This window comes from Mesorhizobium sp. L2C066B000 (assembly GCF_000502335.1).
Taxonomy (GTDB): Bacteria; Pseudomonadota; Alphaproteobacteria; order Rhizobiales; family Rhizobiaceae; genus Mesorhizobium.
Window position 1 is genome coordinate 157,009 of record NZ_AYWZ01000008.1, and the last position, 15,393, is coordinate 172,401.

Here is a 15,393-nt window from a genome sequence, read left to right on the forward strand (position 1 = left end):
TCTCCTGCACATACATCGATCCATATATCGATGCTGCAGGCGCTTGAGCAACCGGACACGGGACCGGCGGACATGGCGTCGGCCTCATATACCCATCTCGGGCAACTATTCCGGCGACGGCACCGGCGGCTTGGTGGTCAGCGCGGCGCCGAAGGCGGCGACGACCACGGCGGCGACGCCCGCGCACTGCAGCGGGCTCAGGGTCTCGTGCAGGAACAGGAAGCCGGCCAGCGCGCCCAGCGCCGGCTCCAGACAGGTCAGCGTGCCGTAGAGCCTGGCCGGCATCCGGGTCAGCGCCACCATCTCCAGCCAGAACGGCAAGGCGCTGGAGAACAGCCCGACCAGCAGCGCGCTGACCAGGATCGCGGGTGCGATCAGGCCGGTACCCGCCTCGGCGAGGCCGAACGGCAGGGCGAGAGCAGCGGCAATGACCAGCCCGTAAGCCGTAGTCTGGCTGCCAAGCTCGGCGCCCGCCTTTTGCGCAAAGACGATGTAGAGCGCCCAGCAGCCGCCGGCGGCCAGCGCCAGCATCACGCCGATCGGGTCGAGTGCACTGCCGGAGTGGATGAAGGGCGACAACAGCAATATGCCGGCAACGGCCAGCACCACCCAGACGAAGTCGGTGGCGCGCCGCGACGACAGCGTCGCCACGAGCAGCGGGCCGGAGAATTCGAGCGCCACCGCGACGCCGAGCGGAATTCTGGCGAGCGCCGCATAAAACAAAAGGTTCAGCGCCGCGAGGTTGACACCGTAGGCGATGAGCCAGGGCAGCACGGCGCGCGACGGCCGCACCCGCCACGGCCTCAGCACCGCCGCCAGCATCAGCGCCCCCACGACCAGCCGCAGCGCCGTGGTGCCGTTGGCGCCAATCAGTGGAAACAGGCCCTTGGCGAAGGTGGCGCCGATCTGGATCGACACCATGGCGCCAAGCAACGCGCCGATCGGCAAGGCCTTCGCTTCAGCTACGGCAATCGGCGTCGACGTCAATTCCAGTCCCTCCGCGCACGACCAGCAGGCCGTAGCGCAGGCCGGAGATAGGGATAAAGGGCCTGGCTGTCGTGTGGCACGAGCGGGCTGTTGATAGGGCAAGGGTGGGAGGCGAACGCCGACGCATTTCCTCTCCCCCCTCCGGAGGGAGAGGAAAAGAAGCTAGCTCGCCAGCCCATACACCAGGCTCACCCGCCCATCCGACAGCTGGCCGACCTGGCGCAGTTCCAGTCCGTGCCGGGCGTGCACCGTGCCGAACAGCGCCTTGCCTTCGCCGGCGAGCAGCGGATAAACGATGAGCCGCATTTCATCCACTAGCCCCGCCCCGATCAGGCTGGCGGTGATGCTCGCGCCGCCCATGAGGTAGATGTCCTTGCCGGGCTCGCGCTTCAGCGCCGCGATGTCGTCGAGGCTGCGCAGGAAGCGCGTCGAGGCCCAGGCGGCCGAAGTCATGGTGTTCGACAGCACATAGTGCGGTGTCTTGGCGGCAAAGCGCGCCCATTCGAGTTCGGCCGGGTCGACCAGTCTGCCGGTCATCGGCAATGGCTGGTCCGGCTCGTTCTGTTGGATCGCGCTCCAGTAGCGCTCATAACCGGCATACATGACGCCGCCGAGCAGGCAGGCGTCGATCCCGGGCATCAGGCCGTATTCCTCCGACCAGTTGTCGACCCAGTCGGCGAAGCCTTCGGGGCCTTCGATCTTGCCGTCGATGGAGATCTTCATTCCGGTGATCAATTTACGCATGACTTCCTCCTTCGGGCTTGCGGGATGCAAGCACGTTGCCTGGTTTCATTTCTGATGGCGCGCCGCGGTGTCTGGCGAAGGCGCGTGTTTCGCCGGCCCTTGCGCCGGCATCCGACGGAAGGGATCGATGGTGCCCGGTTGGACCGGGCGATGCGTCAGGTCAGGTCAGGCCGGCAGGCGCCGGTCGTATTCCGCCACGATACGGCTAAAGCTGTCCCAGAACGGTTCGGGCTTCTCGGCCGCCACGCGGGCAACCAGGAGGTCGAGATGCACGTGCCACCCTGCGGCATGCATCATCAGGCTCGAGCGGTCCGGCAGGCGGCGGTGGACCAGGGTGAGCAAGACGTCGTCGCCGCGCTGCGCCAATTCGAAGGTGACATTGCCGCTGCCGTTCCAGGTGATGGTGAGCTTGCGCGGCGGGTCGCACTCGACGATCTGGTTGTGCATCCGCTGCTCGCCGCCACTGAAACTGGCCGGCCTGTCGCCGGGCGGGTCGGTCAGTTCGTCGTTGCGCCAGACCAGCTCGAAGGAAGAGCCTTCCTCCATCTCCATGTCGCCGGCCGCCAGCCATTGGCGGCGCAGATCGCTCTGCGTCAGATATTCCCAGACGCGCTCCCTGGTTCCGGGTAAAAGCCGTTCGACCCTCAACGTGGCCGGCTGGATCAGCTGGGCGTAGCCGTCGAAGCTGTTCATCTGGTTCATCGGTCGTCTCCCTCGGATGATGTTGGCCTGGATGTGTCTGGCTTGGGTGATTCCGGCTTGGATGGTTCTAGATTTGCCGGTGCCGGCGTTGACGGCGTTGTCGACGTTTTGCGCCCCGCCTCCTCGCGCAAAAGCTGTTCGAGGACATCGAGGCGGCTGTTCCAGAAACGCGCGTATTGGCCGAGCCACTGATAGGCGGTGGCCAGCGGGCGGGCCTCGAGGCGGCAGACATGGGTGCGGCCGCGCACTTCACGCCGGATCAGCCCGGCATGCTCCAGCGCCTTGATGTGCTTGGAGGCGGCGGCCAGCGACATGGCAAAGGGCTGTGCCAACTCGCTCACCGTACGCTCGCCGCCGGCGAGGTGGTTAAGCATGTTCCGGCGCGTGGCGTCGCCAAGGGCGTGAAAAACCTGGTCCATCTGGGGCGTCTCTAATTCAACCATGTAGTTGAATATAGAGGCGAGATTTTAGATAGTCAACTAGTTGGTTGAATGTTTTTTGGGGAGAGGCGCTGGCCCCCTACCTCCCCCTTGTGGGGAGGTCGGACCGCAGGTCCGGGTGGGGGTGCTTGGCGCAGGCGAGCGCGAGGAGCGCAATCTCCCCCCTCGTGGGGGAGATGTCCGGCAGGACAGAGGGNATGGCCGCAGGAATGAGCGGAGCGCCGAAACCGCCAATCTCCCCCCGTGTGGGGGAGATGTCCGGCAGGACAGAGGGGGGCGCGAAGGATCGCTACGTCTCAGCGAATCCAGATCTTCGGCAAAGCCGTTGCTACATGTAATCGACAGGCCGGCGGGACAGTGCCCCCCTCTGGCCTGCCGGCCATCTCCCCCACAAGGGGGGAGATCAGCAGCTTCAATCTCACCCGGCCATGGCCAGCGGCACTGCGCTCTTGTTGGGGATCTGGATGTCGATCTCCAGCGTCGACATGGTCTCGCCGCGGTCCATCGAAACTTGCAGATAATCCTGGTCGATCTGCACGTGTTTGGCGATCACCGCCATGATCTCCTCGCGCAGGATGGAGACGAGATCGGGCTGGCTGCGGTTGCGGCGCTCATAGGCAAGCAGCACTTGCAGCCGTTCGCGCGCCACCGGCGCGCTGGTGCGCCGCTTGAAGATGTCGAGCAGGTTCATGCCGCCCTCCTTCCCAAAAGACGATCGAGGAAGCCCTTGCGTTCGAAGGGCACGATGACCGGCAGCTGTTCGCCCTCGAGGCGCTTGGCCGCGTCGATGTAAGCCTTGGCAGCGGCGTTCAGCGGCTCCGACAGCGTCACCGGCGAACCGAGGTTGGAGGCGCGCAGCACATCCTGGCTTTCCGGAATGATGCCGAGCAGCGGCACCGACAGGATCTCCAGCACATCGTCGATCGACAGCATTTCACCGCGCGCGGCGCGTCCCGCATCGTAGCGCGTGACCAGCACATGCTTGGCGATCTGCTCGCCCTCCTCGGCCCGCAAGGTGCGGGAATCGAGCAGGCCGATGATGCGGTCGGAATCGCGCACCGACGACACTTCCGGATTGGTGACGATGACCGCCTCGTCGGCAAAGCGCATGGCGAGCTGCGCGCCGCGCTCGATGCCGGCCGGGCTGTCGCAGAAGACATAGTCGAACACCGAGCGCAGCTTGCCGATGACCTCGGCCACGCCCTCCTCGGTCAACGCATCCTTGTCGCGCGTCTGCGAGGCCGGCAGCAGGAACAGCGTCTCGACCCGCTTGTCGCGGATCAGCGCCTGCGACAGCTTTGCCGAGCCCTGGATGACGTTGACGAGGTCGAACACCACGCGCCGTTCGGCGCCCATGATCAAATCGAGGTTGCGCAGGCCGACATCGAAATCGACCAGCGCCACCTTCTTGCCGGTCTTGGCGACCGCCGCCCCCAGAGCCGCGGTAGAGGTCGTCTTGCCGACGCCCCCCTTGCCCGAGGTGACCACCACTACCTTGCCCATCAATAAAGCCTCCGTTGTTGTTCGTTATGTCGTTGTCGGGCGAGACGCATTAGCTGAAAGGGGCGATGCGCAGCATGCCGTTGTCGAGAAATGCCTGCACAGGCTTGCCCCGGACTGACGGGTCCATCTCCTCGGCCGTGCAATACCAGCCATCCACCGAGAGAAGTTCGGCTTCGTTCCTGCGGCAGAAGACACGCGCCGCCGTGTTGCCTTGAGCGCCTGCCGAAGCGCGGCCGCGCAGCGTGCCATAGACGTGGATCGAGCCGGTGGCGACGATCTCGGAGCCGGAGGCGACGGAGCCCAGCACGATGACGTCGCCATGCGGATGGAAGATCAGCTGGCCCGAACGGATCGGCGAGCGGATCATCAACGTGCCGGCGTCGGGTGCGGCGATTTTGGCGTCTTTCGGCTGTGCCTTGGCATCGCTCGCCGGTTTCAAATCGCCCGCCTTCAAATCGCCGGCCTCTGCCTTGATGTCGCCGGCCGCCTTCATGTCGCTTCCTGCAGTGGCGTCCTCCGCCCTGCCCGCCTTGCGGCTCGGCTGCAGCAGACCGTCGGTGGTCGCCTCCTTGGCGCCGACCAGCACCGGCGGCAGATGCGCGCCAAGCTCGGCGCCGCCGTCGAGCTCGATGGCATAGATGCGGATGCCGCGCTGGCCGAGCAGATCGACCAGAGCTTCGATGGCCACGACATCGGGCTTCAGCACGTTCAGATCGAGCACCACCGGGCGCCCGGCAAAATAGCCCGGCGAGTTGCCGACCCAGCGATCCAGGCTCTCCAGCCAAACATCCAAAGGCGCCTCCGGCGTCAGCGTGAAAGCGACGAAGGAGCGGGCGCGAAAGCGAATGGATTTGGCCTCGAGGGGAGCGGCAAAGGTCACGGCGGGCGATTCCTTACTGAGAGGTAAACGCTAGCGGTGGTATGGTTAATGAAAGGTTAACGGGAGGGGAGTGAAGGCGGTTGAAACGGACGGCCTTTTGCGAGCCGACGGTCTGCAGCGCATAGGCAATGTCGTCGGAATATTCGACAATCCTTGGCGCAAACTGCCGCATTGCGGTCACGTGGAAATTCGTAGCTAAGCCCGGAAGAATCCTGATAGCTAGGAAAAGAAATTAACTTATTCGTTCGGTCGCCCAAACTGGAATCAGCTGACTTGAATATCCCAGATATTAATTTCCGCAATATCCGCAAACATCGGAGTTCTCAAAACGATGGGTTTGAGGAGCTTACCCGCCAATTGGTGCTCGCAGATCCTCCGGAAAATTATGCGTCAATCGAAAGTCGCGGGCCTGGAGCTGACGGAGGGGTTGAGATACTGGTCAAGTTTACCGACGGTCGTATTTGGGGCTGGCAAACTAAATACTTCCCTGATTCATTTGCGGCCTCTGAGATTGCACAGCTCAAGAAATCGTTTAGCGCCGCACTAGCGAATTTTCCCAAATTGGAACGTTACTATGTCGCAGTTCCCAGGAATTTCTCAGGGCATGCCGAAGGGGACGATGACACACAGACAAAGAATTGGAACCGCTTCAAGGAATGGTGCGGCCACGAAACTTCCGCGCTAAACAGATCAGTTTCAGTTATCCTTTGGGATGAAAGCTATTTTGTCAGTAAGTTGCAACGCAATGACGCAATATATTCAGGAATGCGGCTTTATTGGTTTGATCAGAATGTTCTGGACATTGATTGGTTCCAACACCAGCTGGCTAGGTCATTTGCTTATATCGGAAAGCGCTATCGCCCCGACGATCATGTCGAAGTCAGAATAGGCAATACGATCCGCGTATTGCGCCGAGATGGTAACTTTGAAGGTCGTTTACTGCGCGTTTCGCAAGGCGTGGCTGGTGCGATAGCCGTCCTTCAATCGCTCGCAAATTCGGATGGCGTGACCGACGCTTTGAAGGAGTATAGCGCGAAATTATCAAAACTTCTTGACGAAGTTAGCCGCTCCTTGGCGGGAAGCGATGGCAGGGATTTATACGCTAGTCAGCTGTCGGAGAATTTGCGCAAAATTGCTGAGATCGACAATCAAGACCCATCGCTGCGAGCCCTGACAAACGCCCAATACGAACAACATGAGAAACTCGATCCGGAGACCGGCAAGACGAAGTACAACTTCGTATACGCTGACGGGGTGCGTGGAAGACTAAGTGATCTCGTTACCAAGATCGGAGAGGCAGCCTCTGAGTTTTCGCCACCGGAAATCAAATTGCTGCAGCAACCCACTTTGCTGGTGGACGGAGAAGCAGGGATCGGAAAATCTCACCTTCTCGCCAATGAAGTGGAAACGCACCTAGGAAATGGGGCGCCTGCGCTATTTGTTCCGGCCAGGGTCCTAGATCATGGCGACAGACCGGAACAGGATTTGTTGCGGTACCTAGATATCGGCGATCTCAGATTCGAGACCTTCCTAGCAGCGCTCCATAGCGCCGCACTCGCAAATGGCAGTCCGGCTTTCATTGTAATCGACGGCATAAATGAAAGCTTGTTTGCAAGGGGATGGGAAGCCGGCTTGCCGAGCCTCATTGCGCAAATCAAGAAATTCAACCGCATTGCGCTTTGTGTCTCCATCCGCTCCTCCTATCGAGAACTCTGCATACGTCCCGGGTTGAACATTTCCCAGATTTCACATCACGGATTTAGAGGTCATTTAGGAGAGGCGGCAAAAGAATATCTTGACCGAAACGGCATCGAGCGGCCCTCCGCTCCGATATTCGGTTTGAACGAAATCCTCTACAATCCGCTGTTCCTTTCGACTGCTGTGGATTTCATGAAAGCCAAGGGCCTAGTCTCGTTTCCACGAGGCATGGACTCCATTGCAACACTGATATCGTTTTGGCTTGGCGCGGTTGAGCAAAATCTGATCACGAAGGGGTTCGATCGTATTTCCCTAAATGATGGGAAGATTCATCGGATAATGATGAATATTTCGTCGGAGATGGCTGCAACCAGAAGTGAGTACGTCGCATATGAATTAGCGTACAAGATTTGCGAAGATGTTGTTAATCTCGCCTCTCCGGCAAAAGAGAGTGAGCGGCTGTTACCACGTCTGATAGACGAGGGCCTTTTTTTGGACTTCCCCTCGGCCGATTCAGAGAACGGAAAGCGTGTATCTTTTGGATTTCAAAAGTTCGGTGATTACTTCGTTGCTGACGCGATAATTAGAGATTGCAAGACCTTGGAAGGCTTGGCAACAGAACTGAAGGCCAGTGGAAAATTCGAGCATCTTTTTTCGGAGGAACGATTCTATGAGTTTGCCGGGCCGCGCATCGCACTTCTTGCTCTTACTCCTGCCCGGTTTGGGCGAGAACTGCCCTTAATAGAAGAAAATTTTCTTGAAAATGTTCGCATCTCGATAGAAGAATTCGTGTCATCGCTGTCATGGAGACAGGGTAGAGACATATCAGAGGAAACAGTAGGCCTGCTCGAACGGCAGAGGCAGAGAAAAGGAAAAAGGGGACCATCGATAGATGATTCTGAGTGGTTTGACCTACTTCTCGAGATGGCACCATTGTCAGACTGCCCCCTCAATGCATCTTACTTGAAGAAGCAATTAGCGTCATTACCGCTTGGGGAACGAGATGCTAAATGGTCAGTCTATCTGGTCGGGAAAACCGAGACCTCTGACGACGATTGGCCAGCAGTACAGCAACTGATCGACTGGGCCTGGGTTGCTCCAAAATCCGAAATTGAAGCGGAAAAGATTCATCAGGTGGCGACAGCACTCGCTTTGATGACCTCGACCATAGATAGAGAATTACGAGATTGTGCGACCAAGGCTTTGGCAAGCTTGCTCGTTAAGTTCCCCGAAGAGATTTCCATACTGATAGAAGAGTTCTCCGACTGGGACGATCCCTACGTCCGAGAGCGCATCTTGGCCGCCGCTTCGGCTGGTGTCCTCTATTGCGAAGACATAGGGTTTCTGAAAGCCGCCGCGCTCGCAGCCGACCGCATGGTTTTCGGTAAGCGCCCAGTGGAGCGCCACGCTTGGATACGACGCTATGCGCAAATCATCGTCGACCATGCAGCATTTAATAAAGTCGGCGTTGCTGACGAACTGGTATCGAGGTCCGCTCCGCCATATTCGTCAGAGGCTATAACTGACTGGCCGTCTCTGGAGAAGATTGCACCATACCATGAAAGCGCTAGGTCGATCTTCAGCTCAGTTGTCGGCTACATCAGAACACCCTTTGATGGGAAAGCACCTATGATGGCCGGAGACTTCGGTCGTTATACCATGGGCGGAATTGACAACAGTTTCTCGGCGGTTGCTCGGGGAGAACACCCCCCGCTGACTCGCAAGGAGGAGATACGACTCTTCTGGAGCAAGGTTGCGGTCCTCGGCCCAAGCGCTAAAAAAACCCATGCCGAACTCGCCCGATTATCTGATCAGCAGGAAGTGAACAGGTTCTCAGATTTTATGGAATCTGAAGATACCAACCAAGAAAATAATGGAAAGTTTCTTGAAGAGCTTTACGCGGAGACCGAGGGTTCACTTTTAAAATTATTACCCGAGGAACTAGAGGAAGAATACCAACGCCTTGAGCCGCTATCCAGATTCAGAGAGAATGGAATACCGATGTTTCCGCTCTTGAAGGGTCAATGTTGGGTTTTCAGTCGAACGCTAGAACTTGGTTGGCAGCAATCTCTACACGAGGAGATCGAAACGAAGCGCTTGAGGTACTCTCATGGTAGGCATGACCATCAGGTGGAGAGAATTGGGAAAAAGTACCAGCACATCGCGTTTGCCGAGCTAGTTGGCTATCTTGCTGACCACCATTGGTATGTCGACTGGGAGAAGAAACCGAGCGCTCTAATTCTGCTTGAGAATTTCGAACGTGCAGATATCGATGCCACGTATTTGAGCGGCTCATTTAGCAAGCCCGCTGAGACCTACATGCCGAAAGTAATGCGTGTACCGGACATGGCTTTTGTTCCTGGCAGCCCCGAAAGTAATAAGGCTTGGACAAAAAATTTGGACGATATTCCGCACCCGTCGCAATTTCTCATGCAATTCGATGAGGGCGGGCAACAATGGTGTTTACATCGTAGCTTTCGCAGAAGCCCCGATTACATGAAAGGCTTTGAGTCGGGTGATCCATTCAGAAGCGCCCAGTATGGGATAGAACTCATTCTCGTCCATCAGGCAGACTTGGGCAAATTGGTGAAATTGACAACCAAAATCTTAAATAAGAATAGCCATGACGTGTTCGATGGCGGTTGGTCTGCACCCTCTCTCTTCGGCCAGCGGAGTTTCAGACACCAAGCTTCGACTCCGACGTTTTCTTTGCCGTATGAAGTAGCGAATTTCAAATTTGGGCGAATAGCCGAGGGCTTTTCACCCAAATATAGCGAATTCGATAGGAGTGGTGTTTCAGGAGAGACAGATTTCTCGACGCCTCATCCCGCATTGCTTGGGGAACTGAAGCTCCGACCCAAGGATGGGTGGTCGAATTTCTTTGTAACGGAGGACGGATCTCCTGCATTCTCTGATGCTCCAGAATTTTTAGCTGGTATTGCGGTTATTCGAAGCGATCTCATCGAGAAGTTTGCGAACAGCCACGATTTGAAGGTCGTTTGGAGGGTTTGGGTCGAAAAAGATGGTGGCTTAGGAACCAATCATCTCGGAGCGAGAGATGATCAGTTTGCGCGTAACGACTTTATTGGCTTCTATTTCAAAGAAGATGGCGAGTGGCGAGGAAAATTGATCCCATTTCGAACTTAGATCTTTTTTGCCTCACCCGCGCGCAAATGAGCTATCTTTTGTTAGCCGCCCTCACCTCTCGTCGATCCACTTAAAATACTGTGCCCTGCTTAGTTCTGCTTCTACCGTTACGCAAGCGTGGCAAAAAATTGCGGTGCTTGCCAATTTTATCGTCTTCCTTGCGCGAATAGAGGCAGTATCTTCCACTTTGAGTTTGCGGATCATCGCTCCCTACCTGATCAGGATTTCACCCGCCTTTTGTTCGCAATCCCCCGCGCCGCCTGCTCCACCGCGGCGCGGTCCGTGCCCAGCCTGTCGATCAGCTCCTGCGCCTCATCGCCCGATATGCCGGTGCGCACGGCCAGTTCCTCGACCGCCAGGATGTCGGTGCTGGCGATCTCGCGCGGCAAGGCGTCGTCAGCGGTCAGTGGCAGGGCGGCTTCGCGGTCGATTTCGGCCTCGGCCCGGTGCCAGTGATGCTCGGGGTCGCCAACGCCTTCGCGCTCCCAGATCTGGTAAGCGCGCTTCTGTATCTTCTGGTGCCTGTCGTCTTCCATGGTGGTTCCTCCCCTGGGCTTTGAGGACGATCCGGACGATCCCAGAAATCGCGCGGTCGCAATCGTTCGCGGCGCCCTTCGCGCTGGCTACTCACATTGCCGTCTCGGCCCGCCGGAATATGGCTGGTAGCTGTTGTCTTCCGGACGGTACGAACGATAGCGGCTGAAGCAGGAGGCGACATGGTCCGCATCGCCGCCGGCGGCCGCGTAGGCGCCCGCGCCCTCGACATAGCTTGCCTCTCGCGGCGCGGCGCGGTCGGCGGCGAGATAGGGCGAAAAGCAGGTGCGCTGCTGTCCGCTATAGGACATGTAGCTGTTGTCGTCGGGATCGTAGGAGCGGTAGCGGCTGGCGCACCAGGCGAGATGCGGCGGCGGCAGTTCGGCCGGCGCGATGGCGCCGGTGACGGTGGGATCGGGCTGCTGGTTGGCCGGGTTCGCCTTCTTGGCGGCGATGTCGACAGGCGCGGACTGCTCGGGCGGCAAACGTTCGAAGTCCTGCGCCGTCTTGTCCACCGGCCGCGCTTTTCGGGTCCACAGTTCCGCCACGCTGACGGTGGGCCTTGCTTCGCGCGCGGGCTTGGCGGCAAGCAGCCAGGCTGCGAAGACCAGCCCGCTGCCGAACACCGCAAGGGTCAGCACGAAGCCGCCGACCAGTCCCAAAATCGCTTTCACTCGACACTCCTTGTGTCCCTGCCAATAAATGCGGGACATCAAGGCTTGTTCCAGAAAAGCAGGCGCGAGGGACCTAAGTCTGACCGACCGGCAAACCGGCAGCTCGCCGAGAACCGGGTGCGGCGCGATTTTTTTCGACAGCGGAAATTAAGGGAGCGGTCGAGCAGCCATTGGGCCACGTCGCAGCCGCTATTCCGCCGCCTCGGCATAGTGCTGAGGGACATAGTTGAGGATCGGGCCGAGCCAGCGCTCGACATCGGCCAGCGGCATGGCTTTGCGGCGGGCATAGTCCTCGACCTGGTCGCGCTCGACTTTGGCGACGCCGAAATAATAGCTTTCGGGATGGGCGAGATAGATGCCGGAGACCGAGGAGCCCGGCCACATCGCATAGCTCTCGGTCAGGCTGACGCCGGCATTGCGCTCGCCGTCGAGCAGCCGGAACAAGGTCGCCTTCTCGGTATGATCGGGCTGCGCGGGATAGCCGGGCGCCGGGCGGATGCCGCGATAAGGCTCGCCGACCAGTTCGTCGGGCGCCAGCGTCTCGTCTGATGCATAACCCCAGAATTCCTTGCGCACCTTCTCGTGCATGCGCTCGGCGAAAGCTTCGGCGAAACGGTCGGCCAGCGCCTTGACCATGATCGAGGAATAATCGTCATTGGCGCGCTCGAAGCGCTCGGCGATCGCCACCTCCTCGATCCCCGCGGTGACGATGAAGCCGCCGATATAGTCCGACTTGCCGCTGTCGGCCGGCGCGACGAAATCCGACAGCGCGACATTGGCCTTGCCGTCGCGCCTGGTCAGTTGCTGGCGCAGCGTGAAGAAGGTTGCCAGTTCCTGCGAGCGTGCCTCATCCGTGAACAGCCTGATGTCGTCGCCGACGGCGTTCGCCGGCCAGAAGCCGATGACGGCGCGCGGCGCGAACCATTTTTCCGCGATGATCTTTTTCAGCATCGCCTGCGCATCCTCGAACAGCTGGCGCGCCGCCGGTCCCTGCCTCTCGTCGTCGAGGATCTTGGGGTAACGCCCCTTCAGCTCCCAGGTCTGGAAGAACGGCGTCCAGTCGATGTAGCGCGAGAGCTCAGTCAGGTCCCAGTTCTCGAACACTTTCACGCCGGTGAAGGACGGCTTCGGCGGTTCATAGGCGGACCAGTCCACCCTGTGCGCATTGGCCCTGGCCTTGGCCAGCGGCAGCCGCTGCTTGTCGGCCTCGGAGCGGGCATGCGCGTCAGCGACCTTTTTGTACTCGGCCCGCACTGTGTCGACGTAGCCGCCCTTGGTCTCCTTCGACAGCAAGGACGAGACGACGCCGACCGCCCGGCTGGCGTCATTGACATAGACCGTCTGTCCCCTGGAGTAGCGGGGATGGATCTTCACCGCCGTGTGCACGCGGCTGGTTGTCGCGCCGCCGATCAAAAGCGGAATGTCGAAGCCTTCGCGCTCCATCTCGGCGGCCATGTGCACCATCTCGTCCAGCGACGGGGTGATCAGGCCGGACAGGCCGATGATGTCGACATTTTGCTCGCGAGCCCTCTGCAGGATCTTCGCCGCCGGCACCATGACGCCGAGATCGATGATCTCGTAATTGTTGCAGGCCAGAACGACGCCGACGATGTTTTTGCCGATGTCGTGGACATCGCCCTTCACCGTCGCCATCAGGATTTTGCCGGCCGTCTGGCGCTCGCCATTGTCGATCCCATTGGCGGCATTCGCCAGTTTTTCCGCCTCCATGTGCGGCAGCAATCCGGCCACCGCCTGCTTCATCACGCGCGCCGACTTCACCACTTGCGGCAGAAACATCTTTCCAGCGCCGAACAGATCGCCGACGACATTCATGCCGGCCATCAGCGGGCCTTCGATGACATGCAGAGGCCGCTCGGCCGCAAGCCGCGCCTCTTCGGTGTCGGCGTCGATGAATTCGGTGATGCCGTTGACCAGCGCATGCGAAATCCGCCGCTCGACCCTCCAGTCGCGCCAGGCGAGATCGCGCTCCCTGGCTTCCTTGCCGGCGGTGCCCTTGAAGCGCTCGGCGATCTCCAGCATGCGTTCGGTGGCGGTGCCGCCGGCCCTGGGCACCCGGTTGAGCACGACATCCTCGCAAGCCTCGCGCAGTCCCGGTTCGATCGTGTCGTAGACGGCAAGCTGGCCGGCATTGACGATGCCCATATCCATGCCGCGCTGGATGGCATGGTAGAGGAACACCGCGTGCATCGCCTCGCGCACCGGCTCGTTGCCGCGGAAGGAGAAGGACAGGTTCGAGACGCCGCCCGAGATATGCACATGCGGCAGCGTGGCGGTGATCTCGCCGGCGGCCTCGATGAAGTCGACGCCGTAATTGTCGTGCTCCTCTATGCCGGTGGCGACCGCGAAGACATTGGGGTCGAAGACGATGTCTTCGGGCGGGAAACCCGCCTGTTCGGTGAGCAGCTTGTAGGCGCGGGTGCAGATCTCGACTTTGCGCGCCTTGGTGTCGGCCTGGCCGGCCTCGTCGAAGGCCATGACGACCACCGCCGCGCCGTAGGCGCGCACCAGCTTCGCATGATGCAGAAAGGCTTCCTCGCCTTCCTTCATCGAGATGGAGTTGACCAGTGGCTTGCCCTGCACGCATTTCAGCCCGGCCTCGATGATCTCCCATTTCGAGGAGTCCACCATCACCGGAACACGGGCGATGTCGGGTTCGGCGGCGATCAAATTGAGGAACTCGACCATCGCCTTTTTCGAATCGATCAGGCCTTCATCCATGTTGATGTCGATGATCTGTGCGCCATTGGCGACCTGGTCGCGCGCCACGTCGAGCGCCGGAACATAGTCGCCCGCCGTGATCAGCTTTCGGAACCTGGCCGAGCCGGTGACGTTGGTGCGTTCGCCGACATTGACGAAGGGAATCTCATCAGTCAGCGTGAACGGCTCCAGCCCGGACAGGCGCATCTTGCGCTCGATCTCGGGGATGGCGCGTGGCGGATATTTCTTGACAGCCTCGGCGATGGCGCGGATGTGGTCCGGCGTCGAGCCACAGCAGCCGCCGACGACGTTGACGAGCCCTTCCCGCGCAAAATCCTCGATCTGCGCGGCCATGAAGTCCGGGCTCTCGTCATAGCGGCCGAATTCATTGGGCAGGCCGGCATTCGGATAGGCGCAGACGAAGGTGTCGGCGGCGCCTGAAATTTCGGCCAGATGCGCGCGCATCGCATTGGCGCCGAGCGCGCAGTTGAGGCCGAGGGTGAAGGGGTTGGCATGGCGCACCGAATGCCAGAAGGCGGTCGGCGTCTGGCCCGACAGCGTGCGGCCGGAGAGATCGGTGATGGTGCCCGAAATCATCACCGGCAGGCGCACGCCCTTTTCGAGAAAAATCTCGTTGCAGGCGAAGATCGCCGCCTTGGCGTTCAGCGTGTCGAAGATGGTTTCAATGAGAATGATGTCGGCGCCGCCGTCGATCAGGCCGCGCAGCTGCTCGCCATAGGCCAGGCGCAATTCATCGAAGGTCACGGCGCGATAGCCGGGATTGTTGACGTCGGGCGACATCGAGGCGGTGCGGTTGGTCGGCCCGACCGCGCCGGCGACGAAACGGCGTTTGCCGTCTTCCTGCTGTGCCCTCGCCGCTGCCCGACGCACCAGTCGCGCGCCGTCCCGGTTCAGCGCGTAGACGGCATCCTCCATGCCGTAATCGGCCTGGGCGATCGAGGTCGAGGAGAAGGTGTTGGTCTCGAGGATATCGGCGCCAGCGATGGCGTATTGATAATGGATCTCCTCGATTGCCTTCGGCTGCGTCAGGATCAAGAGGTCGTTGTTGCCTTGCTGGTGGCAGGCGCAGCCGGCGAATGCCTCGCCGCGAAAATGCTCCTCGTCGAAACCGAGACCCTGGATCTGCGTGCCCATGGCGCCGTCGAGGATGAGGATGCGCTCGCGTGCCGCCGCGGTGAGCGCCGCAAGCACTTCCGAACCGTCGGGCTTGGCCGCGACGGGGCCGAACAAAACGTCCAGCGATGCAGAATTCTGCGACATTTTTTATCCTTGAGGCGACAACCATCACATAAGGATATCTTTATGTCAACATACGGAATGCAGGCGAACGCGTAGTGGCGAGAGT

Annotated in this window: 11 protein-coding genes; 1 reads left to right on the forward strand and 10 read right to left on the reverse strand. The window is 59.9% G+C overall.

Annotation, left to right across the window (positions count from 1 at the left end):
- Positions 1–105: 105 nt before the first annotated feature.
- From X733_RS148015 to minC, 7 genes are all read right to left on the reverse strand, one after another.
- Positions 106–987, reverse strand: a complete 882-nt coding sequence (locus X733_RS148015) for a DMT family transporter (protein ID WP_023819124.1) — start codon at positions 985–987, stop codon at positions 106–108.
- A 162-nt stretch (positions 988–1,149) separates the two neighbouring features.
- Entirely contained in the window at positions 1,150–1,731 is a 582-nt protein-coding gene (locus X733_RS148010) for a dihydrofolate reductase family protein (RefSeq protein WP_031193504.1), read from the reverse strand.
- A 165-nt stretch (positions 1,732–1,896) separates the two neighbouring features.
- Positions 1,897–2,433 carry an SRPBCC family protein gene (locus tag X733_RS148005; protein WP_023747863.1) on the reverse strand — a complete coding sequence of 179 codons (537 nt, stop codon included), beginning with the start codon at positions 2,431–2,433 and terminating at the stop codon, positions 1,897–1,899.
- Entirely contained in the window at positions 2,430–2,876 is a 447-nt protein-coding gene (locus X733_RS148000) for a metalloregulator ArsR/SmtB family transcription factor (protein ID WP_023742369.1), read from the reverse strand. The genes X733_RS148005 and X733_RS148000 overlap by 4 nt, the downstream gene beginning before the upstream one ends.
- A gap of 415 nt (positions 2,877–3,291) precedes the next feature.
- Positions 3,292–3,564, reverse strand: coding sequence for a cell division topological specificity factor MinE (minE, locus tag X733_RS147990; RefSeq protein ID WP_023684809.1), 273 nt, complete (start codon positions 3,562–3,564; stop codon positions 3,292–3,294).
- Positions 3,561–4,376: a septum site-determining protein MinD gene (gene minD / locus X733_RS147985; RefSeq protein ID WP_023670342.1), complete on the reverse strand. Its 816-nt coding sequence runs from the start codon at positions 4,374–4,376 to the stop codon at positions 3,561–3,563. Before minD ends, minE begins: the two co-directional genes overlap by 4 nt.
- Before the next feature lie 49 nt (positions 4,377–4,425).
- Positions 4,426–5,256: a septum site-determining protein MinC gene (gene minC, locus X733_RS147980; RefSeq protein WP_023819127.1), complete on the reverse strand. Its 831-nt coding sequence runs from the start codon at positions 5,254–5,256 to the stop codon at positions 4,426–4,428.
- Between the two features lie 273 nt (positions 5,257–5,529).
- On the opposite strand from minC, the gene X733_RS147975 reads away from it, so the two are divergent.
- The gene (locus tag X733_RS147975) at positions 5,530–10,101 is read left to right on the forward strand and encodes a hypothetical protein (protein WP_155924225.1); all 4,572 of its coding nucleotides are present in this window, start codon (positions 5,530–5,532) and stop codon (positions 10,099–10,101) included.
- Between the two features lie 218 nt (positions 10,102–10,319).
- Here X733_RS147975 and X733_RS147970 read toward each other — a convergent pair whose 3' ends face one another.
- The 3 genes from X733_RS147970 to metH form a co-directional block, all read right to left on the reverse strand.
- Positions 10,320–10,637, reverse strand: coding sequence for a DUF2934 domain-containing protein (locus X733_RS147970; protein ID WP_023819129.1), 318 nt, complete (start codon positions 10,635–10,637; stop codon positions 10,320–10,322).
- Positions 10,638–10,724: 87 nt separating this feature from the next.
- Complete coding sequence (locus tag X733_RS147965) at positions 10,725–11,309, reverse strand: BA14K family protein (RefSeq protein ID WP_023819130.1); 585 nt, start codon at positions 11,307–11,309, stop codon at positions 10,725–10,727.
- 189 nt (positions 11,310–11,498) lie between these two features.
- A complete protein-coding gene (metH, locus tag X733_RS147960; protein ID WP_023819131.1) occupies positions 11,499–15,308 on the reverse strand; it encodes a methionine synthase in 3,810 nt (1,269 codons plus the stop codon).
- Positions 15,309–15,393: the final 85 nt, after the last annotated feature.

Excerpts from the sequence above, each read along its gene's own strand:
- X733_RS148010 (WP_031193504.1), bottom strand. The coding sequence starts at position 1,731 with ATGCGTAAATTGATCACCGGAATGAAGATCTCCATCGACGGCAAGATC.
- X733_RS148005 (WP_023747863.1), bottom strand. The coding sequence starts at position 2,433 with ATGAACCAGATGAACAGCTTCGACGGCTACGCCCAGCTGATCCAGCCG.
- X733_RS148000 (WP_023742369.1), bottom strand. The coding sequence starts at position 2,876 with ATGGTTGAATTAGAGACGCCCCAGATGGACCAGGTTTTTCACGCCCTT.
- minE (WP_023684809.1), bottom strand. The coding sequence starts at position 3,564 with ATGAACCTGCTCGACATCTTCAAGCGGCGCACCAGCGCGCCGGTGGCG.
- minD (WP_023670342.1), bottom strand. The coding sequence starts at position 4,376 with ATGGGCAAGGTAGTGGTGGTCACCTCGGGCAAGGGGGGCGTCGGCAAG.
- X733_RS147970 (WP_023819129.1), bottom strand. The coding sequence starts at position 10,637 with ATGGAAGACGACAGGCACCAGAAGATACAGAAGCGCGCTTACCAGATC.
- metH (WP_023819131.1), bottom strand. The coding sequence starts at position 15,308 with ATGTCGCAGAATTCTGCATCGCTGGACGTTTTGTTCGGCCCCGTCGCG.